The 25,964-nt window shown below is 72.9% G+C and carries 20 protein-coding genes; 7 read left to right on the top strand and 13 right to left on the bottom strand.

Annotated elements, in window-relative coordinates; genetic code table 11:
* Position 1: 1 nt before the first annotated feature.
* A complete protein-coding gene (locus tag ACIPXM_RS31830) occupies positions 2-1,546 on the bottom strand; it encodes a methyltransferase domain-containing protein (RefSeq protein ID WP_401662700.1) in 1,545 nt (514 codons plus the stop codon).
* Between the two features lie 284 nt (positions 1,547-1,830).
* On the opposite strand from ACIPXM_RS31830, the gene ACIPXM_RS31825 reads away from it, so the two are divergent.
* Positions 1,831-3,000 carry an epoxide hydrolase family protein gene (locus ACIPXM_RS31825; protein ID WP_401662698.1) on the top strand — a complete coding sequence of 390 codons (1,170 nt, stop codon included), beginning with the start codon at positions 1,831-1,833 and terminating at the stop codon, positions 2,998-3,000.
* 53 nt (positions 3,001-3,053) lie between these two features.
* Positions 3,054-4,466, top strand: coding sequence for an extracellular solute-binding protein (locus ACIPXM_RS31820; protein ID WP_401662696.1), 1,413 nt, complete (start codon positions 3,054-3,056; stop codon positions 4,464-4,466).
* 106 nt (positions 4,467-4,572) lie between these two features.
* Here the strand turns inward: ACIPXM_RS31820 and ACIPXM_RS31815 are convergent, their stop codons facing one another.
* From ACIPXM_RS31815 to ACIPXM_RS31765, 11 genes are all read right to left on the bottom strand, one after another.
* Positions 4,573-4,791 (bottom strand): DUF6052 family protein, encoded by a 219-nt coding sequence (locus tag ACIPXM_RS31815; RefSeq protein WP_401662694.1) that lies wholly within the window; start codon positions 4,789-4,791, stop codon positions 4,573-4,575.
* Positions 4,763-6,070 carry a phenylacetate--CoA ligase family protein gene (locus ACIPXM_RS31810; RefSeq protein WP_401662692.1) on the bottom strand — a complete coding sequence of 436 codons (1,308 nt, stop codon included), beginning with the start codon at positions 6,068-6,070 and terminating at the stop codon, positions 4,763-4,765. The genes ACIPXM_RS31815 and ACIPXM_RS31810 overlap by 29 nt, the downstream gene beginning before the upstream one ends.
* 97 nt (positions 6,071-6,167) lie before the next feature.
* Positions 6,168-6,812 carry an anthranilate synthase component II gene (locus tag ACIPXM_RS31805; RefSeq protein ID WP_401662689.1) on the bottom strand — a complete coding sequence of 215 codons (645 nt, stop codon included), beginning with the start codon at positions 6,810-6,812 and terminating at the stop codon, positions 6,168-6,170.
* Positions 6,809-8,287 (bottom strand): anthranilate synthase component I family protein, encoded by a 1,479-nt coding sequence (locus ACIPXM_RS31800; RefSeq protein ID WP_401662687.1) that lies wholly within the window; start codon positions 8,285-8,287, stop codon positions 6,809-6,811. The genes ACIPXM_RS31805 and ACIPXM_RS31800 overlap by 4 nt, the downstream gene beginning before the upstream one ends.
* Positions 8,288-8,303: 16 nt before the next feature.
* The gene (locus ACIPXM_RS31795; RefSeq protein WP_401662685.1) at positions 8,304-9,785 is read right to left on the bottom strand and encodes a phenylacetate--CoA ligase family protein; all 1,482 of its coding nucleotides are present in this window, start codon (positions 9,783-9,785) and stop codon (positions 8,304-8,306) included.
* Positions 9,782-10,453 (bottom strand): flavodoxin family protein, encoded by a 672-nt coding sequence (locus tag ACIPXM_RS31790; protein WP_401662683.1) that lies wholly within the window; start codon positions 10,451-10,453, stop codon positions 9,782-9,784. Before ACIPXM_RS31790 ends, ACIPXM_RS31795 begins: the two co-directional genes overlap by 4 nt.
* A 209-nt stretch (positions 10,454-10,662) precedes the next feature.
* Positions 10,663-11,922 (bottom strand): cytochrome P450, encoded by a 1,260-nt coding sequence (locus ACIPXM_RS31785; protein ID WP_401662681.1) that lies wholly within the window; start codon positions 11,920-11,922, stop codon positions 10,663-10,665.
* Positions 11,919-12,923: a methyltransferase gene (locus tag ACIPXM_RS31780; protein ID WP_401662844.1), complete on the bottom strand. Its 1,005-nt coding sequence runs from the start codon at positions 12,921-12,923 to the stop codon at positions 11,919-11,921. The genes ACIPXM_RS31785 and ACIPXM_RS31780 overlap by 4 nt, the downstream gene beginning before the upstream one ends.
* Before the next feature lie 174 nt (positions 12,924-13,097).
* Positions 13,098-15,206 (bottom strand): MMPL family transporter, encoded by a 2,109-nt coding sequence (locus tag ACIPXM_RS31775; protein ID WP_401662679.1) that lies wholly within the window; start codon positions 15,204-15,206, stop codon positions 13,098-13,100.
* A 170-nt stretch (positions 15,207-15,376) separates the two neighbouring features.
* Complete coding sequence (locus ACIPXM_RS31770) at positions 15,377-16,165, bottom strand: alpha/beta fold hydrolase (RefSeq protein ID WP_401662677.1); 789 nt, start codon at positions 16,163-16,165, stop codon at positions 15,377-15,379.
* A gap of 170 nt (positions 16,166-16,335) precedes the next feature.
* Positions 16,336-17,634: an acyltransferase family protein gene (locus ACIPXM_RS31765; protein ID WP_401662675.1), complete on the bottom strand. Its 1,299-nt coding sequence runs from the start codon at positions 17,632-17,634 to the stop codon at positions 16,336-16,338.
* Positions 17,635-17,904: 270 nt separating this feature from the next.
* Here ACIPXM_RS31765 and ACIPXM_RS31760 point away from each other — a divergent pair, with 270 nt between their 5' ends.
* From ACIPXM_RS31760 to ACIPXM_RS31740, 5 genes are all read left to right on the top strand, one after another.
* The gene (locus ACIPXM_RS31760; RefSeq protein WP_401662673.1) at positions 17,905-19,683 is read left to right on the top strand and encodes a non-ribosomal peptide synthetase; all 1,779 of its coding nucleotides are present in this window, start codon (positions 17,905-17,907) and stop codon (positions 19,681-19,683) included.
* The gene (locus tag ACIPXM_RS31755; protein WP_401662671.1) at positions 19,680-19,883 is read left to right on the top strand and encodes an MbtH family NRPS accessory protein; all 204 of its coding nucleotides are present in this window, start codon (positions 19,680-19,682) and stop codon (positions 19,881-19,883) included. Before ACIPXM_RS31760 ends, ACIPXM_RS31755 begins: the two co-directional genes overlap by 4 nt.
* A 54-nt stretch (positions 19,884-19,937) precedes the next feature.
* A complete protein-coding gene (locus tag ACIPXM_RS31750) occupies positions 19,938-21,311 on the top strand; it encodes a condensation domain-containing protein (protein ID WP_401662669.1) in 1,374 nt (457 codons plus the stop codon).
* Positions 21,312-21,360: 49 nt separating this feature from the next.
* On the top strand, positions 21,361-22,593 hold the full coding sequence (locus ACIPXM_RS31745) for an acyl-CoA dehydrogenase family protein (protein ID WP_401662667.1): 1,233 nt from the start codon (positions 21,361-21,363) through the stop codon (positions 22,591-22,593).
* A 95-nt stretch (positions 22,594-22,688) separates the two neighbouring features.
* On the top strand, positions 22,689-23,936 hold the full coding sequence (locus tag ACIPXM_RS31740) for a cytochrome P450 (RefSeq protein WP_401662665.1): 1,248 nt from the start codon (positions 22,689-22,691) through the stop codon (positions 23,934-23,936).
* A 499-nt stretch (positions 23,937-24,435) separates the two neighbouring features.
* Here the strand turns inward: ACIPXM_RS31740 and ACIPXM_RS31735 are convergent, their stop codons facing one another.
* Complete coding sequence (locus tag ACIPXM_RS31735) at positions 24,436-25,821, bottom strand: tetratricopeptide repeat protein (RefSeq protein ID WP_401662663.1); 1,386 nt, start codon at positions 25,819-25,821, stop codon at positions 24,436-24,438.
* Positions 25,822-25,964: the final 143 nt, after the last annotated feature.

Here is a 25,964-nt window from a genome sequence, read left to right as displayed (position 1 = left end):
GTCAGTGCTCGCGGACGGCCGTCAGGAACACGAACGTCCCCGGGCCGCTCTCCGCACGGATCGTCAGACCGGCGTCGGCCAGCCAGCCCTTGAGGTCGTCGAGGTCGAAGAGCTGCAGGCCGCCCTGGTGCTGGGGGAAGCGGTGGGCGGTCTGGAAGTAGCGGTAGACCGGGTCGTCGGAGCGCCGGAAGGTCATCAGGGTGAAGCTGCCGCCGGGCCGCAGCACCCGGCTGACCTCGGCGATCGCGGAACCGGCGTCGGCGTAGAACGCCTGGAGCGCGTTCCAGCAGACGACCGCGCCCAGCGAGGCGTCCTCGAAGGGGAGTTCGGCGGCGGAGGCGAGCACCGAGGGCACCTCGGGCAGCCGGCCGCGCAGCACGTTGAGCATCGGCAGGGCCGCGTCGAGGGCGATCAGCCGCTCGGCGCCGACGGTGTCGGCGATGACGGCGGTCCACCGGCCGGCCCCGGCGCCCAGGTCGAGGACCGGGCCCTCGACGGGGCGGACGTGCTCGGCGATGTAGCGGTCCTCGTCGGCCGGGGAGACGGCGCCGCCCCAGTCCGAGCCGGAGACCCGCAGGAACGCCGGGCGGGCCACCGCCTCGTAGAACAGGCCCATGCTGGGCACCCGGGACAGCTTCTCCAGGAAGTCGGCGGCGGCGTCGCCGTCGCCCGCGGTGTCGGCGGCGGTCGCCGTCAGGTCGAGGATGCCGCCCGCGACCGGGTAGCGCGCCTGGCAGTCGGCGCAGCGGGCGACGCCGTCGTGCGCGGCGAGCGAGCCCTGGCAGGCGGGGCAGCGCAGCGCGCCGAGGTGCGGGGCGAACAGGGTGGCGTCGGCGACCGGGGCGGTCACCTCGCGGCGCTCGGGGACCGGCGCGGCCGGCAGGTTGCGCGGGTCGCCGTTGCAGACCGCCCAGTAGGCGCGGGCGCCGGTGCAGCCGAAGACGGTCCGGCTGTCGTTCTCCCAGTTGGCCACGAGCTGTTCGGGGGCGAGGTCCTTGATCCAGCTCTGGTCGAAGGCGCGCTCGTCCTCGTTGAGCGTCCACGCCGACGGCGAGGGCCAGACCCGGCCGAGGTCGGGGGCGTCGAGGTCGAGGGTGCTCAGCGAGCGGTCGAGCCGGGACAGGTCCTCCGCCTCGACGTCGAGGCCGGAGACCGCCGCGAGGATCCGGTCGCGGTCGCCGGGGAAGTGCCCGAGCAGGTAGAGCAGGGCGAGGGTGAGCGGGGTGCCGACGCCGGGTCCGGTGAGCAGCTCCAGGTAGGTGTCGAGGTGCGCGCGTACGGCGGTGGTGAGCGGACCGTCCAGGTCCGGGTACTCCGTCTCGGCCAGCAGGCCGAGCAGGACGGCCAGGTGTCCCTTGCGGTCGGCACCGGCCTCGGCGAGGGCGGCGACGAGGGAGGGCACGGCGGCCAGGGCCCCGGCGTCGGCCGTGCCGTCGTCCCACAGGGCGTCCACCAGAGTGCGGAACTCGTCGGCCACGCCGTCCGGCGCGACCCGGACGAAGGAGTCGGCGATGCCGAGGGCCGCGGGGGCGGTGGAAACGTTCATTTCTCCGTGTCCTTCCTGGATCCGTGCGCCAGGCGCCGGCGCCACGGCGAGCTCACGCTGTCAGCGGGCGGCGGACCGCCGCATCTTCCTGACTGCCTTCCTGGGCCCGCCGGGCGGACCGGGGGCAGGTGGAGCAATCCTCAAGATGCGGGCGGATTCCGGGCCGTCGGACGATACGGCGGGGCGCTCCAGGTGACCGGAAACCGGTCACGCCGTCGGCGAGCCCGCCCTCGTTGCCCTCGTCCGATGACCCGCCACGGCGGTCAGCCTCACCCGGAGCGCTCATGCATCCCTTCCGCATCGACATCCCGCAGGCCCAGCTCGACGACCTCAACCGCCGCCTCGACGCGACGCGCTGGCCGGAGGAGCTGCCCGAGGTGGGCTGGGACCGCGGTGTGCCGCTCGGCTACCTCAAGGAGCTCGCGGACTACTGGCGCACCGAGTTCGACTGGCGCGCGGTGGAGGCGGAGCTCAACGCCCACCCGCAGTTCGTCACCGAGATCGACGGCGACCGGGTGCACTACCTGCACATCACCTCGCCCGAGCCGGACGCCACCCCGCTGCTGCTCACCCACGGCTGGCCGGGCTCGGTCGCCGAGTTCCTCGACATCATCGGCCCGCTGACCGACCCCCGCGCGCACGGCGGCGACCCGGCGGACGCCTTCCACCTGGTGATCCCGTCGATCCCGGGCTACGGCTTCTCGACGCTGAGCCAGACCGGCTGGGACACCCCGCGCATCGCCCGTGCCTGGGCCGAGCTGATGGCGCGCCTGGGCTACGACGCGTACGTGGCGCAGGGCGGCGACGCCGGCGCGGTGATCTCCCTGGAGCTCGGCCGGATCGACCCCGAGCACGTCATCGGCGTGCACGTGAACATGCTGATGACGTTCCCGTCCGGCGACCCGGCGGAGCTCGCCGCGCTCGACGAGCGCGACCAGGGCCGACTGGCCAAGCTGGGCCGCTTCGACGCCGAGCTGTCCGGCTACATGAAGCTCCAGCAGACTCGCCCGCAGACCCTCGCGTACGGGCTCACCGACTCCCCGGTCGGCCAGCTCGCCTGGATCGTCGAGAAGTTCCTCGACTGGACCGGCGCGACGACCCTGCCCGAGCAGGCCGTGGACCGTGACCGGCTGCTCGCCAACGTGACCATCTACTGGCTGACCGCCACCGGCGGTTCGTCCGCGCAGTTCTACTACGAGGGCGCGGCCGGTGTGCGCGCCGCCGCCGCGGGCGCCGTGCCGCCGCCGCTGACCGTGCCGGTCGGCGTGGCCGTCTTCCCCGACGACATCTTCGTGCCGATCCGCAGCCTGGCCGACCGGGACATCCCGACGCTCACGCACTGGACGGAGTTCGAGCAGGGCGGGCACTTCGCCGCGCTGGAGCAGCCGGCCGCGCTGACCGGCGACATCCGCGCCTTCGCGCGCACGCTGCGACCCGCGACCGTCGCGGCCTGACGACCCGGCCGCGCCGCACCCCCGACTGTCCGACGAGAGAGATGAGGCCCCGCATGACCGCCAAGACCGTGATCGACGTCTGGGTGGCCGACCTGACGTTCCCCGGCTACATGGACCGGCTCCACGCGCTGGGGGCGGAGTTCGAGAAGGCGCACCCCGAGTACGAGATCAACATCGAGGGGCGCGACTTCCGGCTGCTGTCCCAGCAGATCGCCGAGGCCGCCGAGCAGGGTCGTCCGCCGGCCGTCGCGGAGTACTACTTCGCGGTCACGCAGGCCGCCCGTGACTCCCGCCGTACGGACGGGAAGCCGCTGTTCACCTCGGTGCAGCGGGCGATCGCGGGCCGCACCGAGATCCTCGGTGAGCCGGTCGTCCTCGACGACATCGTCCCGGCGGTGCGCGAGTACTACTCGGTGGACGGCGACCTCACGTCGATGCCCGCGGTGGTCACCGCGATGCTGATCTACGGCAACAAGACGATCCTGGACAAGGCCGGGGTCGCCGCGCTGCCCACCACCTGGGCCGAGATCGAGGCGGCCTGCGAGGCCGTCGCGGCGCTCCAGGACGGTCCTTCGCACGGTGTCACCTGGGCCAACCACGGGCTGTTCTTCCAGCAGGCGCTGGCGGTGCAGGGCGGCGAGCTGGCGGACAACGCCAACGGCCGCGCGGGCCGGGCGACCCGGCTCGACCTGTCGTCGCCGGAGATGCTCCGCTGGGCCGAGTGGTGGCGTGCGCTGCACACCAAGGGCCACTACCTCTACACCGGGAAGATCCCGGACTGGGAGGGCAACATCAAGGCGTTCGCCGATCAGGACGTGGCGATCCGGGTGACCTCCTCCAACGACCTCAACTACATGGAGATGGCGGCGGAGCACGCCGGCTTCGAGATGAGCGTCGACCGCTTCCCGGGCCGGGAGGGCGAGCCGTACGGCGGCAACATCATCGCCGGTACGTCGCTGTGGCTGGCCGAGGGCCTCGACGAGGTCACCCAGGACGGCGCGCTGGCGTTCATGCAGTTCCTCAACAACCCGCGCAACGCGGCCGACCGGCACATCGCCAGCAGCTTCGTCCCGGTCACCCGCTCCTCGTACCGGCTCCTGGAGGACGAGGGCTGGTTCGAGGCGCACCCGTACCACCGGCTGGCGAGCCAGCAGCTCGGCTCGTACACCGAGGGCCAGGGCGAGGGCGTGCCGCCGTGCCGGGGCGCGCTGTTCGGCGACTTCGCGGGCGTCCAGGACGTGATGACCCGGGCCATGGACGATGTGCTGGGGCGGGGCGCGGGGGTGACCGAGCGGTTCGCCGAGGCGACCGTCGAGGCCCAGGCGCTGCTCGACGCGTACGAGCTGGACCGGGTGGAGAACGGGGTGCGCCGCCCGGAGAGCCTGCGGGTGGAGTACTTCCGTGACGCGGAGGCGTACACCGGCGCGCAGCTGGAGAACGCGGTGAAGGGCTCGTCGAAGGAGTAGCCGACGGCGGGCGTGCGAAGGGGGGCGGACCGGTCGGTCCGCCCCCCTTCGGCCGTACGGGCCGGGTCGCGCCGCGTGGTGCGCCGCACGGTGCGGCGCAGCGTGCTCAGGCCGCGCGCGCCAGCCTGAGGGCGGTCCGCGGCCGGTAGTAGTCCTCCAGCTCCACGCCCTGCCCGTCGAGGGCGACGCGGAGTTCGGCGAGGGCGCCGCGCAGCGCGGCGGACACGGCGGGCACCCGGCAGGTCTCCGCCAGGTCCAGCAGGTCGTGGTAGGTCTCCAGGAGACCGTCCCGCTGCTCAGGCGTGAGCGAGCTGTCGTTCGTCATGAAGTCGTGCCGCCTTCCATTTGGTTCGGGGCAGGCTGCCGGGTTCGGCGAGCTCCACCTGGGGACGGATGCCGATCTCGCGCTTGAACTCCTCGGCGATGCGCGCGCACAGTTCCTCGGCGGCCGGGCCGGTGAGTCCGGCGGCCTCGGCCTGGACGTGGATGGTGTCGAGGCCGCGCACCGTGCGGATCGACGAGCGGAACTCGCTGACCTCGGCGAAGCCGCGCAGCACGTCCTCGATCATCACGGGGGTGACGGAGACGCCGCGGATCTTGCGCATGTCGTCGTACCGGCGCAGGATGCCGCCGTCGAGGAAGTCCCAGGTGCGGCCGCAGCCGCAGTCGGTGTGCGGGCGCTTGACGACGATGTCCTCGGTCCAGTGCCGGAACAGCTGCATGCCCTCGCGGTACAGGCCGGTGGTGACCCGGACGCCCTCCTCGCCGTAGCCGACCGGCTCGCGGGTCTCGGGGTGCAGCACCTCTTCGATGACGGTCGGCTCGTTGATGTGGCAGGCGCCCCGGCGCGAGGGGCACTCGAACATGAAGACGGCGCCGAACTCGGTGGTGCCCGCCGCGTTGAAGACGCGGGCGCCGAACGCCTCCTCGATGGTGCGGGTCGTGAAGTCGGAGCGCGGCTCGGCCCCGGCCAGCATCACCTTGACGTTGGCGTCGCGGGCCAGGTCGACGCCCATCTCGGTGGCGGTCTCGATGAGCCGCATCGCATAGCTCGGGGTGAGGCCGAGGACCTCGATCCGGTAGTCGACGAGCAGCCGGATCACGGTCTTCGAGTCGAGGCCGCCGGCCGGGACGACGGTGCAGCCCATCCGCTCCAGGGCGTAGTGCATGCCCCAGAACCCGGCGAACAGGCCGTAGCCGAAGGACACCAGGGCCTTGTGGTGCGAGCGCACGCCGTTGGCGTACAGGGCGGTGCAGAAGGTGTCGGTGATCCACTTCCAGTCGCGTTCGGTGTCGAACGTGCGCACCGGCGGGTTGCCGCTGGTGCCGCTGGTCTGGTGGTGGCGGACGCCGAGCTCCGGGTCGAGCGAGGGCCAGTCGCCGTACGGCGGGGCCGCCTGCTGCGAGGCGAGCAGGTCCGCCTTGTGGAGCAGCGGCATCCGCTCGGTGTAGTCGGCCATCGACGTGATGCCGTCGGGGATCCGCGCGGCCCAGAACGGGGAGTTCTGCCGGGCGTGGTCGAGCGCGCGCCGCAACCGGCGCCACTGCCACCGCTCCAGCTCCTCCCGGGGCATCGTCTCCGCGCTGCCGTTCCAGTAGTCCACTACGCCTCCGTACGTGTGCGCCGCCGTCGCGGACGAGCCCATCACGCGCGGCGGCGGTCACGCATCTCGGCGTGTGCGGTCTTCCCCGGGGCGCCGGTCAGGCGGCCCTGACGTAGGCCGACGCGGCGGAGAACTCCCGTACGCCGTCCAGGAATCGGGAGACGATCCGCATGCCGTGGTCGGTGCGGAAGCTCTCCGGGTGGAACTGCACGGACTCGATCGGCAGGGTGCGGTGCCGCAGCCCCATCACATAGCCGTCCCCGGCGGACCTGGCGGTGATCTCCAGGCAGTCCGGGACGGTGTCCTCGGGCACGATCAGCGAGTGGTAGCGGGTCGCCGAGAAGCCGGCGGGCAGTCCGGTGAACAGGCCGCGGCCGTCGTGCTCGATGGCGCTGGACTTGCCGTGCATCAGCCGCCGGGCCGGGACGACGCTCGCCCCGTACGCGCGGCCGATGGCCTGGTGGCCGAGGCAGACGCCGAACAGCGGCAGCCGTCCGGCGAACGCCCGGACGATCTCGACGTGTCCCGACTCGTCCGGGTGGCCCGGGCCGGGGCCGAGCAGGATCCCTTCGGGGGCGATCGTCCCGACGTCGTCGAGGCGCAGCGCGTTGGAGCGCACCATGACGGGTTCGGCTCCGGCGGACATCAGGTACTGGCGGAGGATGTCGACGAAGCTGTCGAAGGCGTCGACCACCAGGACGCGCGGCCGTGCGGCGGGACCGCCGGCGGACAGGGGGTTCACAGCAGCTCCTTTCCGGTGACCGCCCAGTGGGCGGCGCTCATCTTGGCGAGCGTCTCGCGCCACTCGCTCGCCGGGTCGGAGTCGGCGACGATCCCGGCCGAGGCGCGGGTGCGGTAGACGCCGTCCTGGTGGAACAGGGTGCGGATGCACAGCGCGAGGTTGGTGTAGCCGCCGACGTCGATCAGGCCGAGCGCACCGGCGTACAGGCCGCGGCGGCTGCGTTCCAGGGACTCGATGATCTCCATGGCGCGGATCTTGGGAGTGCCGGTCATGGTGCCCGCCGGGAACAGCGCGGCGACCGCGTCGAAGACGTCCGTGTCCGGCGCGGCGCGGCCGACGACGGTCGACACCAGGTGCAGGACGTGGGAGTACTTCTCGACGACGAACTCGTCGGGGACGGCGAGGGAGTCGGCCTCGGCGATCCGGCCGATGTCGTTGCGGCACAGGTCGACGAGCATGGTGTGCTCGGCGATCTCCTTGGGGTCGGAGCCGAGCCGCCGGGCCGCCGCCTCGTCGTCGCCGTCGCGCGGCAGGGTCCCCGCGATGGGCCGCATGGTGACGTCGCCGTCCTCGACCCGGACGAACAGCTCGGGGCTGGCGCCGATGACGCACTGGCCGCCGATGCCCGCGAGGTACATGTACGGGGAGGCGTTGCGGCGGCGCAGCCGCTGGTAGACGTCCACGGGGTCGGCCGTGGAACGCATGGTCAGCTCGTGGCCGATCTGCACCTGGTAGATGTCGCCGACGGCGATGTGCTCCAGACAGCGTTCGACGTCGCGGCGGTACGCCTCGGGGTCGGTGTCGTCGGTGACGGTCGACTCGGGGAAGGTGTCGGCGGCCGGTTCGGGGTGGGTGGTGCCGGACTCCTCCAGGAGGGTGGCGACCTCGTCGGCGTCCAGGTCGGGCCAGGCGTCGGAGGAGTGCAGCAGCAGCTCGGTCTCGCCGGACGCGAGGTCGCGGACCACGCAGCCCTGGTGCAGGACGAGTTGCACGTCGGGCAGGTCGGACCGTTCCTCGATGAGGTACGGCAGCTCCTCCACGTACCGCACGGTGTCGTAGCCGAAGTAGCCGAGGAAACCGAACCGGAACCGGGTCGCCGAACCCTCGGCGTCGAACAGCGCGCCGAGGGCGCGCAGCAGCGGCCACAGGTCGGCGAAGCCGCGCAGCCGGGCGGTGCCGTCGGCGTCCTCGGTGAGCAGCGGGCGGATCCGGTCGAGCAGCGGGCCGCGCAGTTCGGGCACGCCCTCGACGCGGACGGCGCCGTCGGTGACGGCGACGGACAGCAGGGCGCCGAAGCCGACGACCTGGTAGCGCCGGTCGCGCAGCGGTCCTCCGGCGGATTCGAGCAGATAGGCCTGGTCGGGGCCGAAGCGGCCGGCCAGGGCGCGGTAGGCGGGCAGCATCGGCACCGGGGGCAGCGGGCGCGTCCGGGTGGTCACACGGACCGCGGCCGGCGCCGGGCGCGGGTCGGTCATCGCGGGTTCCTTCGGGTCAGGTGGTGATCGCGTAGCGGTGCGCGACCTGCCGGGCGGCCTCGACCGCGCTGTCGGGTGCGGTCCGCCGGTCGAGCACCCGGGCCGCCTTCCAGCTCACGAAGGAGCCGGTGTGGGTGACGGGGTCGAGCTCGTTCTCGACGACGACCCGGACGGTGGCGCCGGTACGGGCGCGCAGCGCCGTGCCGACGGCGTCGGCGGTGGCGGCCGGGTCGGCGGTGCCGGGCAGCAGGTCCATCCGGACGGTGATCTCGTCGCCGCCGTCGGCGGCCCGGTCGACGACCACCTGGTAGCCCAGGCAGCCGTGGACGCCGTCGAGGATGGCGGCCTCCAGCTCGCCGGGGTGCAGCAGCGCCCGGCCGAGCCGGATGCGGTCGGCGGCCCGGCCGACGACCTCGACGACCGGGCCGGGCAGCGGTGCGCCGGGCGCGGCGGGGGTCAGCCGGACGACGTCGCCGGTGCGGTAGCGGATCAGCGGCTTGATGCCGTCGACGAGCATGGTGAGGGCGAGTTCGCCCTCGCCGGTGTCGCCGAGCGCGGCCCCGGTGTCCGGGTCGATCACCTCGGCCAGGTAGTTGGGCACCGACAGGTGGAGGGTGCCGTCGTCGGCGCCGGTGGCGATGCACAGCGCCTCCTGGGAGCCGTACAGCGCGGGGCGGACGACGGCGTCCGGCCACACGGTGGCGACGTTGGCGGCGAACTGCGGGGTGCAGATCTCGCCGAGCACCAGGAACAGCTTCACCGGCAGCCGGGCGAGGTCGTAGCCGTAGTGCAGGGCGGCCTTGGCCAGGCTCAGGCAGAGCGCGGGCGCGCAGACGACGACCTCGACGCCGAGTTCCTCGATGAGGCGCAGCGCCTTGCGGAAGCCGACCCGGGGGGACTCGGGCCAGATCTTGACGTGGCAGGCGCCGAGTTCGCCGGCGACGGCGGTGAACACGTCGCCGAAGGCGTACAGCTCGGAGGGGCCCATGAGGCCGACGACCGGCATCCGCTCGCCGAAGTGGGCGCGGAACAGCCGCCGCCAGGACTCGGTGACGGCCGCGTTGGAAGCGACGATGTCCTTGGCGCCGCGCGGGCAGGGGGTGGCCGTTCCGGTGGTGCCGTTGGTCTCGTAGTAGATGCTCGCCTCGGAGACCGGCCCGGACAGCACGTCGTACATCTCGCGGCGCAGGTCGTCCTTGGTGGTGAAGGGCAGCGCCGACAGGTTGGCGGGGGTGACCGCCGCGAGGTCCGTCCCGGCCAGGTGGCGCCGGTAGAACGGGGAGCGTGCGGTGACGTGGCGCAGCACGCCGGTCAGCCGCTCCTGGCGCCAGGCGGCCAGCTCGGCCTCGGTCAGGGTGCCGTCGTAGAAGGCGCCGCTGACCCGCGCGTACGCGTCGAGGAAGTCGTCCCGGCCGGCGCCGGGGTCGGCGGCGCCGGGAACGGGGGCGGGGGTGGTGGCGACGGCGGGCGGGGCGTCGGCCACGGCGGTGGGGGTCACACCGACACCTGGATCTCGTTGAGGGCCAGGCCGACCCGCTCGTTGACGTCGCCGGAGGCCAGCAGGTCGTCGCGGCCGGTGAGGCGGCGGTGCTCGGCGAGCAGCTCGATCATGTCGACCATGCGGTCGACCATGCGCGAGACGTTCTTCAGGCCCTCGTCGTCCTTGAGCGCGTCGCCCCGGTGCAGCGCGTGCACCGTGGCGGGGAACCCGCTGCCGACCAGGATCATGCGGTTGAGCAGCGCGTTGACGGTGAGCTGGGCCCACACCTCGCCGGCGCTGTAGCGGCGGGCGACGGAGACGATGCCCGCGACCTTGTTGCTCAGCGGCCGGTCGAAGCGCAGATAGCCGACGCCCGCGCGCTCGATGAACGTCTGCATGAGGCTGGCGGTGCCGAACCCGTGCACCGGGGCGGCGAACACGATGCCGTCGGCCTCGATCATCTTGCGGACGACGCCGGGCACCCCGTCGGTCACCTCGCAGGCGATCGTCCGGTCGTTGCAGTCGCCGCACGGCCCGCAGCGGTCCATCCGGATGCTGCGCAGGTCCACGGCCTCGAAGTCGACACCGCGCGCCTCGGCGACCGCGGCGGCGTACCGGAGGACGTCGGCGGTGTTGCCGTCGCGCTCCGATCCGTTGATGGCGAGGATCTTCAGTCGTGCTGTCACGAGGTGTCTCCTTCGAAGGATCCCCGGCATGCGCCGGGCGGTGCCCGACGCGGCACATTCCCTGCCGCTCTCGGCCCGTTGACTCCCCTAAATCGTCATGTCTCCGCGCTCGTCGAAGCATCTTCGTAAATGCTTGATGGACCGTCGGCCGGGAATCTGCTACGGCGTCACCTCCCCCGGCCCGCCGTGACCAGGCCCGCCGTCCCCCGTCATGCCGCGACCGCGACGGGGAAGGTGTCCAGGCCGCGCACGACCCACCGGTCGCGGTACACGGGCGGCTCGGTCGCCGCCAGGCCGGGGAAGCGGGCGAACAGCCGGGGCAGCGCGATCGCGGCCTCCAGCCGGGCCAGCGGGGCGCCCAGGCAGAAGTGGCCCCCGGCGCCGAAGCTCAGCGGCCGGTTGCCGGTGCGGTCCGGGTCGAAGCGGGCCGGGTCGGCGAAGCGCCGCGCGTCCCGGTTGGCCGCCGCCATGATCAGGGTCAGCCGGGTGCCCGCCGGGACCGGGGTGCCGAGCAGTTCGGTGTCGGCGGCGGCCCAGCGGCTCGTGACGTGCACGGGCGGCTCGAAGCGGAGGATCTCCTCCACGTAGCGCGGCGCGAAGTCCGGTTCCGTACGCAGCCGTTCGGCGAATCCCGGCTGCTCCATGGCCAGCATCGCGCCGTGGCCGATGAGGAAGCTGGTCGTCTCGAAACCGGCGGTGAGCAGCACCATCAGGGTGCCCATGAGCTCGTCGTGGCCGAGCCGCCGCGGGTCGCCGTCGTGGGTCTCGGTGAGCAGCGTGACCAGGTCGTCGCGGGGGTCGCGGCGCCGCCGGGCGACGAGTTCGGTGAAGTACCCGGTCATCTCGTCCATGGCCCGGTCGGCCCGCTCCAGGGCGGCCGGGTCGCCGAAGCCGTCCGTGGAGACCGCGACCGTCGACGCCATGTCGCGGAACCACACCTGGTCCTCCTCGGGGAACCCGAGCATGGCGCTGATGACGGCGACGGGCAGCCGGGACGCGAACTCGGCGATGACGTCGACGGGCGAACCGTCGGCGCCGAGCTCGGCCATCCGTTCCAGCAGCCGGTCGGTCATGTCCTCGACGACCGAGCGCAGCTCCCGGATCCGCGGCGGCGTGAAGGCGAAACCGGCCACCGCCCGCAGCCGGGTGTGGTCGGGCGGATTGCTGTACAGCATGGAGCTGGTGAAGGCGCGCAGCGAGGAGTGCTCCCGCCAGCCCGGCACGGACGCGTCGTAGCCCGCCGCGTCCTGCACGTGCAGCCGGCCGTCGCGCAGCGCCCGGTCGCACTCGTCGTAGCCGACCACGACGAGCCTGCCGGGCTTGAGCCAGGCCAGCTCGCCGTGGGCCCGGATCGCCTCGTAGAAGGGGTACGGGTCCTGGCGGCCCGCGGCCGTCGCGAGGCCGTCCCAGGCGTCCTTCAGGGACGGGCCGCCGGGGTGCGGGCCGCCCGGGGTGGGGTGCGGGCTCATCGGGCCGCGGTCAGCTCGATGATCGCCGAGGGTCCGGCGGGGTGCACCGCCACCAGGTCGAGGCCCGCGGCCGCGGCCAGCGCGGAGAACTCCGCCACGCCCCGCTCCTTGGCGCCATAGACACAGAGCATGCGCAGGTCCATCCCGGTGCGCGGGGCCTCCCCGGACGCGCCGATCGTCTCGATCACGAAGACGGAGCCGGTGTCGCCCGCCGCCTCGCCGCAGCGCCGCAGGATGGCGGTGGCGTCCGCGTCGTCCCAGTCGTGCAGGATCAGCGAGAGCACGTACCCGCCCGCGCCCGCGGGCAGTTCGTCGAAGAAGCTGCCGGTGACGGCGTCGGCGCGGTCGCCGAGGCCGGTCGCGGCGAAGCGCTCCTTCGCCGACCGGGCGGCCGCGTCGAGGTCGACGACCGTGCCGCGCAGCGCCGGGTTCGCGGTCAGCAGCTCGGCGAGCAGCGAACCGTCGCCGCCGCCGACGTCGACGACATGGCCGAGCCGGGCCCAGTCGAAGCCGCCGACGACCCCGGGGGCGCGGACGGCCACATCGGTGCCGAGCAGCTGGTTGAAGGAGGCCACCCGGTCGGGGTCGGCCGTCAGGTCCTGCCAGTACTCGCGCCCGTAGCGCACCGGGAAGGCGGCCTCGCCGGTGCGGACGCTGTGCAGCAGCTCGACGAAGGACAGTTCGCCGCGGCCGGCGCCCTCGGTGTCGAACCAGGCGCGGACGCCCGCCGGGTGGTCCTCGCGCAGCGGCTCGCCGAGCGCCGTCAGGCCGTACCGGCCGTCCTCGTCGGCCTCCAGCACACCGCGCACCGCGAGGTAGCGCAGCAGCCGGTCGAGCGCGCCGGGGTGCGCGCCGACGGTCTCGGCCAGCTCGGCGGCGGTGCGGCGGCCCGCGGCGATGTGGTCGGCGATGCGCAGCGTCGCCGCCACCCGGATCGCCATCGGTGTGCCCAGGCTCGCCATGGACCACAGCTTGGCGGCGGAGCCGTCCTCGTCACCCAACATTGGTGTGTCCTCCCTCGTCAGCGGGCTCTGCTGGGCCCGTGTCCTTCATCGTCGCTCACCTGCGCGGACGGCCCATCTCCCTTATTGCGCTGCTGACTTGGTGCCGTACGCACGGCGCCGCCGTCGTCCCCGGGGGCCGGGGACGACGGCGGCGGTGCTGCGGCGGGGCCGTCAGACGTTCTCGAGCTCACGCTCCCGAGGGGCCTGCGGCGCCTGCGCGTCGGGGGCCTCGGCGGCGGACCTGGCCAGGGCGCCGGGCGCCCAGAAGCGCGGGCCGAGGTCGAGCGCGAGCGCCGGGACCAGGACCGTGCGGACCAGGAAGGTGTCGATCAGGACGCCGATGCAGACGACGAAGCCCATCTGGGCCATGGCCACCAGCGGCAGTCCGGCGAACACCGCGAAGGTCGCGGCGAGCACCAGACCGGCGGAGGTGATGACGCCGCCGGTGCTGCTCAGACCGATCAGCACGCCCTTGGCGTGGCCGTGCAGGGCGGCTTCCTCCTTCACCCGGTGCATGAGGAAGATGTTGTAGTCGATGCCGAGCGCGACCAGGAAGACGAAGCCGAGCAGCGGGATCGACCAGTCGACGCCGGGGTAGTCCATGAGGTTCTCGAAGATGAGGTTCGAGGCGCCGAGCGCGGCGAAGTACGACACGACGACCGTCGCCAGCAGGACGAGCGGCGCGACCAGCGAGCGCAGCAGCCAGATCAGGACGAGCAGGACGACGAGCAGCACCAGCGGCACCACGACCTTGAGGTCGCGCGCCGAGGCGTTCTCCTTGTCCAGGGCCTGGGCGGCCGTGCCGCCGACGAGCGCGTCGGTCTTCGCCCGCAGCGCCTCGACGGTGTCCTTGGCGGCGTCGCTGTCGGGGGTCCCGGTCAGGACGACGGCGAGCCGGGTGAGGGAACCGTCCGGCGTGCGCCCGGCGTTGTCGACCTTGACGACGCCCTTCGTCTCCTTCGCGACCCGGGTGGCCTCGGCGGCGTCGGCCGTCTTCACGATGACCGTCGCCGGGTCGGCGGCGCCCGCCGGGAAGTGCTCCGCGAGCTTCTGCTGGGCGGTGACCGACTCGGGCTTGGTCTGGAACCAGTCGGTCTGGCTCAGGCCCATGTCGAGGCCGAGCGAGGACAGCGCGAGGGCGCCGGTGACCAGCAGGGACGCGATCCACGCGCGCCGCGGCCGGGCGGCGACGGACTTGCCGACGCGCTCCCAGAGCGGCTGGGAGGTGCGGGGCGCGGCGCCGTGGCGCGGCACCAGCGGCCAGAAGACCCAGCGGCCCGCGATCACCAGCAGCGCGGGCAGGATGGTGATCATGGCGAGGAAACCGGCGACGACGCCGATGACGCCGACCAGGCCCATGGAACGGGAGGAGTTGAGGTCGGCGAAGCCGAGGCAGGCCAGGCCGACCGCGACGGTGCCCGCGGAGGCGAGGATGGCGGAGCCGGAGCGGCGCAGGGCCGCCTTCATGGCCTCGTGCCGGTCCTCGTGGCGGTGCAGTTCCTCGCGGTAACGGGCGATGAGCAGCAGCGCGTAGTCCGTGCCGACGCCGAAGACGAGCACCATCAGGACGCCGGAGCTCTGCGGGTCGACCGGCAGGCCGCCGTACTTCGCGGCCAGGTAGGTGCCGGCCTGGGTGAGGACGGAGGCGAAGCCGACGGCGAGCGTCGGGAACAGCCACAGGACCGGGCTGCGGTAGGTGAGCAGCAGCAGCACGATGACGATGAGGCCGGTGGCCATCATCAGGGTGCCGTCGAGGCTGCCGAAGACGGTGAAGGCGTCGGCGATCGAGCCCGCCGGGCCGCCGACCTCGGTGTCGAGCCCCGGCGGCGCGTGGGCGTCCGCGATGCCGCGCAGCTCCTCGATGGCGTCGGCGACGTCGGCCTGCTCCTCGCCGAGCAGCGGCACGACCACCATCAGGGCCCGCTGGTCGTCCGAGGCGATGGCGGGCGACACCTGCTCGCCCTTGGCGACGATCTTCGCGAACGCGGTGCGGTCGGCCTCGACCTTGGCGCGCGCCTCCGCGCCGAGGGCGCCCTCGGCGCTGTAGACGACGACGGCCGGCATCAGCTCGTCGGTGCGGAACTTCTCCAGTTCCGTGTTGACGCGGGCCGATTCGGCGCCGCGCGGGAGGAACGCGTTGGCGCTGGTGTCCTGGACCTCGCCGAGCTTCCCGGCGAGGGCGCCGAGCGCCATCACCGCGACGAGCCAGATCACGAGGACGAGCCATTTTCCGCGACGTCCGCCGGGCACGGCGGCGCCTCGCTCGAGCCACGCTCGCATGGGGTTCTCCTTCGGGGGGACGTTCCGCAGCCCCGCGCGGACCGGCCGCGCGGCGGGGGACGTTTCATCGTGGCGGGCGTTCAACCACGGGCGCATCTTCGGGATTGCGGGGTTCCGCGCACGCGTCGGCGCCCGTGGAGCGAAGGCTCCACGGGCGCCGGCGGCATGACTCAGTTGGTGAAGAAGTTCTTCAGCTCGGGCGCGAGGACGGCCGGGTCGACGGCGATCCCCTGGCCCACCAGGGCGTGCCGGGTGGCGGACGGCAGCGCCGCCTCGGTGGCGTGCGCCGACGCCTGCAGCCACGCGTCCGCGTCGCCGCCGTGCACCACGTGCACCGGGATGCCGACGGAGCCGAGCTCCTCGGCGGGCAGCGCGAACTCCTGGCCCAGGATGTTCACGTCGTACGGGAGGGTGTGCGCCAGGGCCTCCAGGCCCGCCCAGAACGGGGCGAACTTCATGCCGGCGACGGCCTCGGCGGGCGCGCCCATGCCCTCGACCATGAAGAACTCGACGGCCTCGCCGCGCTTGCCCTCGGCGGCGAGCCCGGCGAGGGTGCCGGCGAAGTCGGCCGGCGGACGCGGGCCGTTGCCGTCGACGACGTACGGCGGGTCGTAGAGGGCGATCTGCGTGATGGGCAGACCGGCGGCGGCGGCCTTCAGCGCGAGGGCGCCACCGGCCGACATGCCGAACACCTTGGCCGAGCCGCCGACCTCGGTGATGAGGGCCGCGAGGTCCTCGATCTCCCGCTCCACCGCGTACTCGGCGGCGTCGCCGCTGTCGCCGCGGCCACGGCGGTCGTAGTTGAGGACACTGAAGTGGGGGGCCAGTTCCGCGGCGAGCTGCGTCATGACCGGGTGCGCGCGCTCGCTGAAGGAACCGCCGACGAGGATGAGCGGCTCGCCCTCACCGGAACGGTCGTAGGCGATCGTGGTGCCGTCGGCGGACTGCACAGTGTTCATTGTTCTCCTGAGATCCAGGGCGGGGGGATGCCGTGTCGGTGTGACCCGTCCAGCCTGGGACGCGGAGGGGGCCCGCGCATCTCCGTAGTTGCTCCGTCCCGGAAGAGCACGACGGAAGAGCCCGGCGGCCGTTCGGCCGCCGGGCTCTCGTCACGGGACGAAGGTGCGGGTCAGCGCGGTCCCGCCACCGTGTACGCGTCCTGCGACGGGGCGGCGGCCGGGTCGGCCGCGCGCTCCTTGCGGGCGGCCCACTTGGACACCGCGTTCACGATCGGACGCTCCACCAGGTAGTGGCTGGCGCTCGCCGCGAGGATGCTGCCGATGAGCACCGCCGACATCAGCTCCGGGAAGCCGATGGTGCCGCGGAGCTGGTTCATCAGGGCCGGCTCGGTGCCGAAGACGCTGCCGGTCTCGAACCAGAAGTACATGATCGCGAAGTGCCACAGGTAGATGCCGTACGAGATGCGGCCGAGGTAGCGCGACACCGGGTTGGCCACGATCGCGTCGACCACCCGCGACCTGGAGCCGGGGATCGAGAGCGGCATCACGGTCAGGTACGAGAAGGCGAGGAGCAGGAAGTACTGGGTCAGGGCCAGGCCCACGCCCTCGTAGTCGCCGTATCCCGGGCGGCCGAACGGCTGGGAGCAGTTGAAGGCGTAGATGGCCAGGGCGCCGACCCAGAACAGCAGCGGGTGGTTGCCCGCGATCCGGTAGAGGGCGGGCTTGCGGTCCGGCGCGATCTCCGCGAGGACGTGCAGGACGGCCATCGCCATGCCGAGCGCGAAGGCGCCGCCGACGGCCAGCGGCCACCAGTATTCCTGCGGGTAGATGCCCATCTCGGGGCGGTGGATGTAGTACGTCCACACCGCGGAGCCCACGGTGATCAGGACCAGCGGGATCATCATCCGGCGCGCCTTGCTCACCGGGTCGCTCGTCCCCTTGGCCAGCCAGTGCATCAGCGCGGCGAGCAGTGGCAGGGCGAGGTAGTACTGCATCTCGGCCGGTACGGTCCAGGCCGGGTCCATGCCCGCGATCCAGGTGTAGTCGTACACCTGGAGCATCAGGATCGGCCGCAGCACGTACCAGGGTCCGTCGATCGCCTCGAAGTTGAGCAGGAAGACGCACACCAGCGCGAGCAGCACGTACGCGGGCCAGAGCCGGGCGAGCCGCTTGGCGAGGAAGGGGCCGATCTGCGGGCGCTTGCTGCCGGTCAGCGTCCAGCGCGCGAACGGCTTGTAGAGCAGCATGCCGGACAGTACGAAGAAGGGCCCCAGGGCCAGCGGCCGGAGGCCGGCCAGCAGGGTGGCGAGTGCCTCGTTGCCCGGGGGCATGACGTAGGCGCCCATCACTCCGGCGGCGAAGGACGTGTGGACGCCCGCCACTCCGAGGGCGCACAGCGCGCGGACACCGTCGAGTCCCCCGACGCGCTTGGTCTGGTGGGCCGGTGCCCCGGCCCGATTGGCATTCACTACGGAGTGCTCCTCTTCCTCTCGGTGGCGAGTTCAGGATGGGCATGGCCGGATTGGCGCGCCATCTTCTGCCGTGCGGTGTTCCGGGGCGCGCCCGGCCGACGCTCCCGGGCCGGTCGGAGGGCCTGACCCGGCGGCCGGGCGGGGCGGCGGGGACCACGGCAATCCAGGAGATGCAGCGCCCGATCCGGCTGTGTGAGCGTTCCGGCAGACCTGCCAGACCGCTTCGTGCGGGCTGCGACCGGCGGGGACGAGCGGATTGGACAACACATGGTCTCCACCTCCCTTCACGAACGCTTCGCCGACACCGCGCGCCGCACCCCGGACGCCGTGGCGCTGGTGTCCGGCGACGTCACCGTGACCTTCCGGCAGCTCGACGAGCGGGCCGACCGGCTGGCGCACCGGCTGCTGCGGGCGGGCGTGTCGCCGGAGGACCCGGTCGCCGTGCTCATGGAGCGCTCCCCCGACGTGGTGGTCGCGATCCTGGCCACGCTCAAGGCGGGCGGCTGCTACCTGCCGCTGCACAGCGCCTATCCGCTGGAGCGGATGCAGCAGATCATGGACGCGGCGGGCTCCCCGGTGCTGCTCACCGACACCCCGTCGTACGGCCGCGGCCTGCCCGTCACCTCCCAGGTGCTCTTCCCTGCGACCGACCGGCCCACCGCCGTGTCGCCCGCCGCCCCGGCCGTGGCCACCTCCCCCGACGCGCTGGCCTACGTCATCCACACCTCGGGTTCGACCGGCGAGCCGAAGGGCGTCGCCGTCACCCACCGCGGGGTGCTCGGCCTGGTCGACGACTCGCTGTGGGACGGCGACGCGCACCGCCGGGTGCTCGCCCTCGCCCCGTACGCCTTCGGTGTCTCCACCTACGAGCTGTGGGTGCCGCTGCTGCGCGGCGGCACGATCGTGCTTCCGCCGCCCGGCGACCTCGACGTGCGCGCCGTACGCGGCCTCATCACCGAGCACGACGTCACCGCGCTGCACGTGACCGCCGGTCTGTTCCGGCTCTTCGCCGAGGAGGCCCCGGACAGCTTCGCCACCGTGCGCGAGGTGCTCACCGGCGGCGACGTGATCTCCCCGACGGCCGTGCGGCGCGTCCTGGACGCCTGCCCCGGGCTCGTCGTACGGGCGATGTACGGCGCCACCGAGATGTCCTCGTTCGCCGCCTGCGCCACCCTCACCGCGCCCTTCGAGCCGACCGCGACGATCCCGGTCGGCCGCCCGCTGGACACCGTCGACGCCCGGCTGCTCGACGCGGCCCTGCGGCCGGTGGCCGACGGCGAGGTCGGCGAACTGTGCGTCGCGGGCGAACGCCTCGGCCGCGGGTACTACCGCCGCCCCGATCTGACCGCCGAGCGTTTCGTCCAGGACCCCGACGGCGCGCCCGGCGCGCTGCTCTACCGCACCGGTGACCTGATGCGGCGCACCGCCGACGGCCTGCTGGAGTTCGCCGGCCGGGTCGGCGACCAGGTCAAGATCCGCGGCTACCGGGTGGAGCCCGCCGAGGTGGAGCACGTGCTCGCCCGGCAGCCCGGCGTCGCCCACGCCGCCGTCGTCGCCCAGGAGGTGGCGGGCGACGAGAAGCGCCTGGTCGCCTATGTGGTGCCCAAGGCGCCGGGCGCCGACGAGACCGCGCTGCGCGCCGCGGCCGCCGCCGTGCTGCCCGAGTACATGGTGCCCGCCGTGTTCGTGGAGCTCGCCGCGCTGCCGCTGACGCCCAACGGCAAGCTGGACCGTGCCGCGCTGCCCGAGCCGGTGTCCGCCGTGCCGGACCCGGCGGCCGCCGCCCCGGCCCGCAGCGCCCGCCAGGACACCCTGTGCACGCTGTTCTCCCGGGTCCTCGGCATCCCCGGCGTCGGCGTCGACGACAGCTTCTTCGTGCTCGGCGGACAGTCGCTCCAGGCCATGCGGCTCACCGCGCGCATCGAGGCCGAGCTCGGCTTCGACGTGTCGGTCGGCGACGTCCTCAACCACCCGACGGTCGCCGAACTCGACCTGCGCCTCCAGGAGCTCGCCGAGACGGCCGAGCCGGTGGGGGCCGCCCGATGAGCACCGGCCACGACACCCCGGAGCGCCGCTTCCTCGTCCTCGTCGACTCGTTCGGAAGGCACGCGATGTGGCCCGCCGCCCTGGACACCCCGGTCGGCTGGCCGGTCGCGCACGGCCCCGCGCTCCGCGCGGACTGCCTGGACTTCATCCGCCGCGCCCCGAACCCCGGCCGCCCCGTCGGCCTGGCCGCCGCCGCCTGAACCTCCCGGCCGCGCCCACCGGCGCGCCACCACGACCCGAAAGGACCCGTCACTGTGAGCATCACCGCCGCGCCGCCGGAGGCGACCGGAACCGCCCCCCGCATCCCGCTGTCGTACAACCAGGAGTTCCTCCGCGCGTTCGACAAGGGCGAGACGGACGGCGCGTTCGGCCACCGGCACACCCTGGTGTGCGGCTGGCGGGTCACCGGCGAGATCGACCTCGGCGCCCTCCAGGCCGCCCTGGACGACGTCGTGGTCCGCCACGAGGTGCTGCGCACCGCGGTGCTGAGCGACGAGACGGGCGGCCACCAGGACGTCCGGCCGCCCGCGCCGGTCGCCCTGGAGGTCAGCGAGCTGGGCGCCGACGGTGCCGGGACCCGTGCGGAGCGGGCCGAGGAGTTCCTCAACGAGCTGGACGCCCGCCCGTTCAACGTGCGCGAACTGCCGCACCTGCGCGCCGCCCTCGGCCGCTTCGACGCGACCGACGCCGTCCTGGTGCTCGCCACCCACCACACGTCCACCGACGCCTGGTCGCTCCAGGTGATCATGCGCGACCTCGCCGACGCCTACGCGGCCCGGGTCGAGGGCCGCCCGGCCGACGCCGCCGAGGCCGTGCAGTACCAGGAGTTCGCCCGCTGGCAGCAGGACACCGCGGGCAGCGGCCGGGTGGACACCGCCCGCGGCTACTGGTCCGAGCGGCTCGCCGGGGCGCAGATCACCGGCATCACCTCCGACCGCCCGCGCGACGAGAACCTGGCGAGCGCCTACGGCGTGCACCGGTTCGTGTTCGACGCCGAACTGTCCTCGGCCGTCCTGGAGTTCGCCAAGGCCACCCGGTCCACGCCGTTCATGGTGATGGCCGCCGCCTACAGCGTGCTGCTGCGCGAGCGCACCGGCACCACCGACGTCGTCTTCCCGACCTTCTCCTCCGGCCGCTACGACGAGCGGTTCATGGACGCGGTCGGCCCGTTCTTCAACTTCGTGCCGATCCGGATCGACACCACCGGCTGCGCCACCCTGGCCGACGTCCTGGAGCGGGCGCGGGCCGCCTGCGTCGGCGCGTACCAGCACGAGATCCCGTTCGCCCGGATCGCCGAGGACAACCCGGCGCTGCTCGCCCCGTTCGCCGACGGGTTCCTCGCCGTCGTCGCCTTCGAGGTGCTGCAGACCGCGTTCCCGATGGAGGGCAGCCAGGTCGGCGGCGTCGAGTTCGCCGAGATCCGCGAGCGCCACCGCTCGCAGCAGGTCAGCTCGGCCATCCCGGACGGCGGACTGTGGGCGATGGACGTGCTGCCGGGCGGCGAGCTCGCGGGCAGCCTGAAGTTCGACCACCACCGCTTCGACGAGGCCACCGCCGTCGAGCTGGTCGCGCGCTTCCGCGAGCTGCTGCGCACGCTCGCCGACGCCCCCGCCACCCCGCTGGCCTGACCGGCCTCCCGTAGAGCCTTCCGACGCGACGCAAGAGGACCGATCGACGATGACGACCCTGGCACCCGCCGCCCCCGTGGCGCCCCCGGAGCCCGACCTGACCGCCGACGAGATCATCGCCAGGGCCGAGGCCCTGGCGGCGACCCTGGTGGACCGGCAGGCCGAGACCGAGCGGCGCGGCTTCTACGCCGAGGACACCCACGAGGCGTTCGCCCGCGCCGGTTTCTACCGGATCCTCGTGCCGCGCCGGTACGGCGGCTACGAGTTCGGCCCCGAGACCTTCATGAAGGTCTCGATGGCGCTGGCCCGCGGCTGTCCCTCGACCGGCTGGATGTACCTCTTCGGCGCGGCCCACGCGCTGGTGGTGGGCACCCTGTTCGACGAGGAGACGCAGGCCGAGCTGTTCGCGGGCGGTGACTTCATCTGCCCGGCGACGGTCGCCCCGGCCGGTGTGGCGCAGCCCGACGGCGAGGGCGGCTGGATCGTCGACGGCACCTGGAACTACTGCTCCGGCGCCCCGTACGCGACCCACTTCATCGGGCACACCCTGGTCTTCCCGAACGAGGGCGAGCCGCCGGTGCCGATGCTGTTCATCGCGCCGCGCGAGCGGTTCGAGCGGCTCGACGACTGGGGCGCCCAGCTCGGTCTCAAGGGCAGCGGTTCGCACAGCATCCGGATCGAGAACGGCCGGATCCCGGCCCGCCACACCCTCGGCGGGCACCTCAGCCAGCTGGCGATCACCGAGGCCACGCCGGGCCGGAACCTGCACGGCCCCGAGTACGGCGGCGGCCCGCTCAGCTTCATGCTGCTCGAACTCGGTGTGCTCGCGGTCGGCATGGCCAAGGGCGCGCTCGACGCGTACGAGCAGCTGATGCGGGCCCGTACGACGACGTTCTTCCCGATCGTCCCGCGCACCGAGGACCCCGACTACCAGTTCCGCTACGGCGAGGCCACCGGCATGATCGCCGCGGCCGAGGCGGCGGTGCTGCACGCCACCCAGCAGTGGCAGGAGCTGTGCCTGGAGGAGCCGGCCGCCTTCACCCGGGAGGCGGAGCTGCGGCTCGCCACCATCAGCCGGGAGGCCGTGCGGCTCGCCTGGCGGGCCGTCGAGGGCCAGCTGTTCCCGACCGCGGGCTCCAGCTCGGTGCGCGCCGGTGAGCGCGTGGAGCGGGTCTGGCGCGACATGTCCACCCTGCACAGCCACGCCGGCAACGGCGTCTTCCTCTCCTCGCTCGCCAACCGCGAGCTGGCCCAGGCGCACTTCGGCACCGCCGGGCAGTGAGCCCGGCCGTACCGGCCGACCGGCCGTCGCCCGCGCCGCCGCCCCGGCGGCCGGGCACCCACCAGACCTCACCGCACACAGATCGGGATGGACCCATGGAACAAGGCTGCCCCTTCGCCCTCGACACCACCGGCCGTGACATCCACGGCGAGGCATCGGCGCTGCGCGCCATGGGCACGACCCAGGTGCGGCTGCCCGGCGGGGTGCTCGCCTGGTCGCTGAACGGCCACGACGTGATCAAGAAGGTGCTCGCCGACCCGCGGGTCACCAAGAGCGCCCGCAACCACTGGCCCGCGTTCGTCAACGGCGAGGTGCCGCCGGACTGGGAGCTGATCAGCTGGGTCGCGATGGACAACATGGTGACGGCGTACGGCAAGAACCACGTGCGGCTGCGCAAGCTGGTCGGCAAGGCGTTCACGCCGCGCCGCGCCGAGGCGTTCCGGCCGCGGGTGGAGGAGCTGACCGACCAGCTGCTCGACGCTCTGGAGCAGGCCGAGCCGGGCGAGACGGTCGACCTGCGCGAGCGGTTCGCCTACCCGCTGCCGGCCCGGCTGGTGGCCGACCTGATCGGCATGGAGGAGGAGGCCCGCGCCAAGACCGCGAAGGTCATCGACGCGATGGTGGACACCACCATCACGCCGCAGCAGGCGCAGGCCGTGCTCGCCGGGTGGCGCGGCGCGATGGACGACCTGATCGCGGAGAAGCGCCGCGAGCCGGGCGAGGACATCACCAGCGACCTGGTGGCCGCCCGGGACGAGGACGGCTCCAAGCTGTCCGAGGACGAGCTCACCGACACGATCTTCGCGATCCTCGGCGCCGGCTCGGAGACCACGATCAACTTCTTCGACAACGCCATCACCGCGCTGCTCAGCGACCGTTCCCAGCTGGAGCTTGTCCGGTCCGGCCGCGCCACCTGGGACGACGTGATCGACGAGACGCTGCGCGTGGAGTCGCCGCTGGCGCACCTGCCGCTGCGGTACGCGGCGGAGGACATCGAGCTCGACGGGGTGACCATCCCGAAGGGCGACCCGATCCTCGTCAACTACGCGGGCGTGGGCCGCGACCCGGAGCTGCACGCGGACGCCCCGGAGACCTTCGACCTGGCCCGTGCCGACAAGACCCACCTGTCGTTCGGCTTCGGCCCGCACTACTGCCTGGGCGTGGGCATCGCCCGGCTGGTGGCGACCACCGGTCTGGCCCGGCTCTTCGAGCGCTTCCCGGACCTGGAGCTGGCCGTCGAGAAGGACGAGCTGCAGCCGCTGCCGACCTTCATCATGAACGGCCACCGCAGCCTGCCGGTCCGGCTGAACGCGCGCGTCCCGGCGGGTGCGGGCGCCCGCTGACCTGCCGTACGGCCGCGAGGGGCCGCCGGGACACCCGTCCTGGGCGGCCCTTCGCCGCGTACGGCAGTCGGTCATCGACCGCGCAGCGCCCTCCCACGCCCGGCCGGCCTCCACAGCGCGTACACGGTACGCACGGAGCTCGGCGACGCCCTCGCTCGCCCGCTCGGCCCAGGCACGCCGCTCGGATCCGGGCCGACGTCCGTCGACGTAGTCGAAGACGAGGACGACCCACCCCTCTTCGTCGAACTCGCCGAGCAGCTGAGGCCCGAGCCCCTTGGACAGGCATCGGTTGACGGCCGCCTCGGCGCGGTACATCGAGGCGAGCGGGTCGTCGGCGGGGATCGCCTTGAGGAACACTGCGCCGCCGATGGCCGGAAGCATCCGGACCCGTACTCCCGGAGGAAGCTGCCCGTGACGGGCTCGGTCGGGGCGATGGGTTGGAACCGGTCGGCGATGCGGTGGCGCAGCGGGACCGGGATGTCGTCCCAGGTTCGGATGGTCAGATCGGTCTCCAGGTGATGGTCCCTCCACCCTGTACGGGCGACGTCGAGTCGATCGCTCGGGCCCGCTCCCACACGTGCTTGGCATGGACGTTCTTGGTGTACGGGCGGAGCGCGGCCATCATGGCGCGGTACCGATCGTCGCAGCGCCCAGACTGCACCCGCGGGTAGTCGTCGAGCATCCGGTTCCAGTCCACGCATGCTTCGTCCAGGCGACCGATCTCCAGTTTCCGTTCCGCGAGCAGTCCGAGGTGACGGACGCGCCCGCGCTGGTAGATCGAGTGCCGGAGCCGATCGGAGTCCTCCAAGGCGTCGACGGCCGCCGCTTTGTCGCCAAGCTCATAGCGGACCTGTGCGACGTGGTAGGCGAGCGACGACGGGTCGTACGAGCCGAACGCCTTCGCCTTCGCCTTCGACTCCGCCTTGTCCATTGCGGTCTCTGCCTCGTGCATCTTCACCAGGGCGGTGGACCGGTCCCCGGCCTGGGCGGCGGCGTGGGCCTGCTGCCCGGCGAGGAAAGCGAGCATCCTCGGGCCGGCCTGAGGGGAGGCAGCGGAGGCGGAGTCCGCCAGTCGCAGGGACAGGCGACTGTGCCCGAGGTCAACGGCCTGGACGCTCATCCCGCGCAGGGTGGTGCAGTACGTGAGGTGGTCGCTCGCGGCGCCGGCGAGCTTGAGGGCCTGGGTGTAGTACCGCTGGGCCAAGCCGTCCAGACGCTCGTCCATGGCCATGTACCCGGTCAGGTACAGGTGGTCGGCGGCGGCGGACAGCATGGCCCGCTTCACGTCCTCGGGAGCGTCGGCTTTCAAGTGCGGCACGATCGTGTTGACCAGGAAGGCGGCGGCCAGGGGGCGGGCGGTCCGGCCTCCGAACTGGTCGTCTATCTCACTGATCTTTTCCGTCATGGCGATGACGGCGTTCACCTCGCCGTAGCCGATTCTGGCGCGCGGGGTGTGGGCGACGGTCTCGAACCGGCCCATGACGTCTTCGTAGTGGGGGATGGTCAGGGCCACGGAGAACAGGCCCACGGCCCCGAGCACCGCCCGCCGGGATGGGTCCATGTCCGCGCTCCCCAACTCGATCAGTCCCTCCACCGTATCCGCCGGGGTTGCGGACGAGAGGGCGGTTTTCCTCAGGCCGGCCTCCGTGGCCGTCACGGGCCGGTTCAGGCGGCGGGAGAACGCTTCGAGGATCGCGGGGTGGACGCGTTCCCTGGGGTTGGTGCCGGCCAGCCAGTGGCAGACAGCGGAGTCGTCGTACCGAAGGGATAACCCGGTCTCCGTGCCCACTCGGTTGACCGCTCGGGCGAACTCGCCGTTGGTCCACCGCGCCTCACTGATCAGCGCACCCAGAGAATCGTTCGGGGTCCGTGTGCGAACAGTCATGTCATGACCTCCCCTTGAAATTCAAGGATTTCAACTCCCCACCCTGGCACGGCCGTTCCATGCCCCTTAGCGGCACGGTTGACTCGCTGCCGCCGGACCAACGGGCCCCGAACCGCTGATCCGTGCACGTCGTCACACCTGCG

The sequence above is a fragment of the Streptomyces sp. NPDC090025 genome (genome assembly GCF_044748125.1).
In the GTDB taxonomy this organism is placed as follows: Bacteria; Actinomycetota; Actinomycetes; order Streptomycetales; family Streptomycetaceae; genus Streptomyces.
The sequence above is the reverse complement of the archived record's forward strand: the minus strand, read 5'-3'. Positions and strand labels throughout refer to the sequence as shown.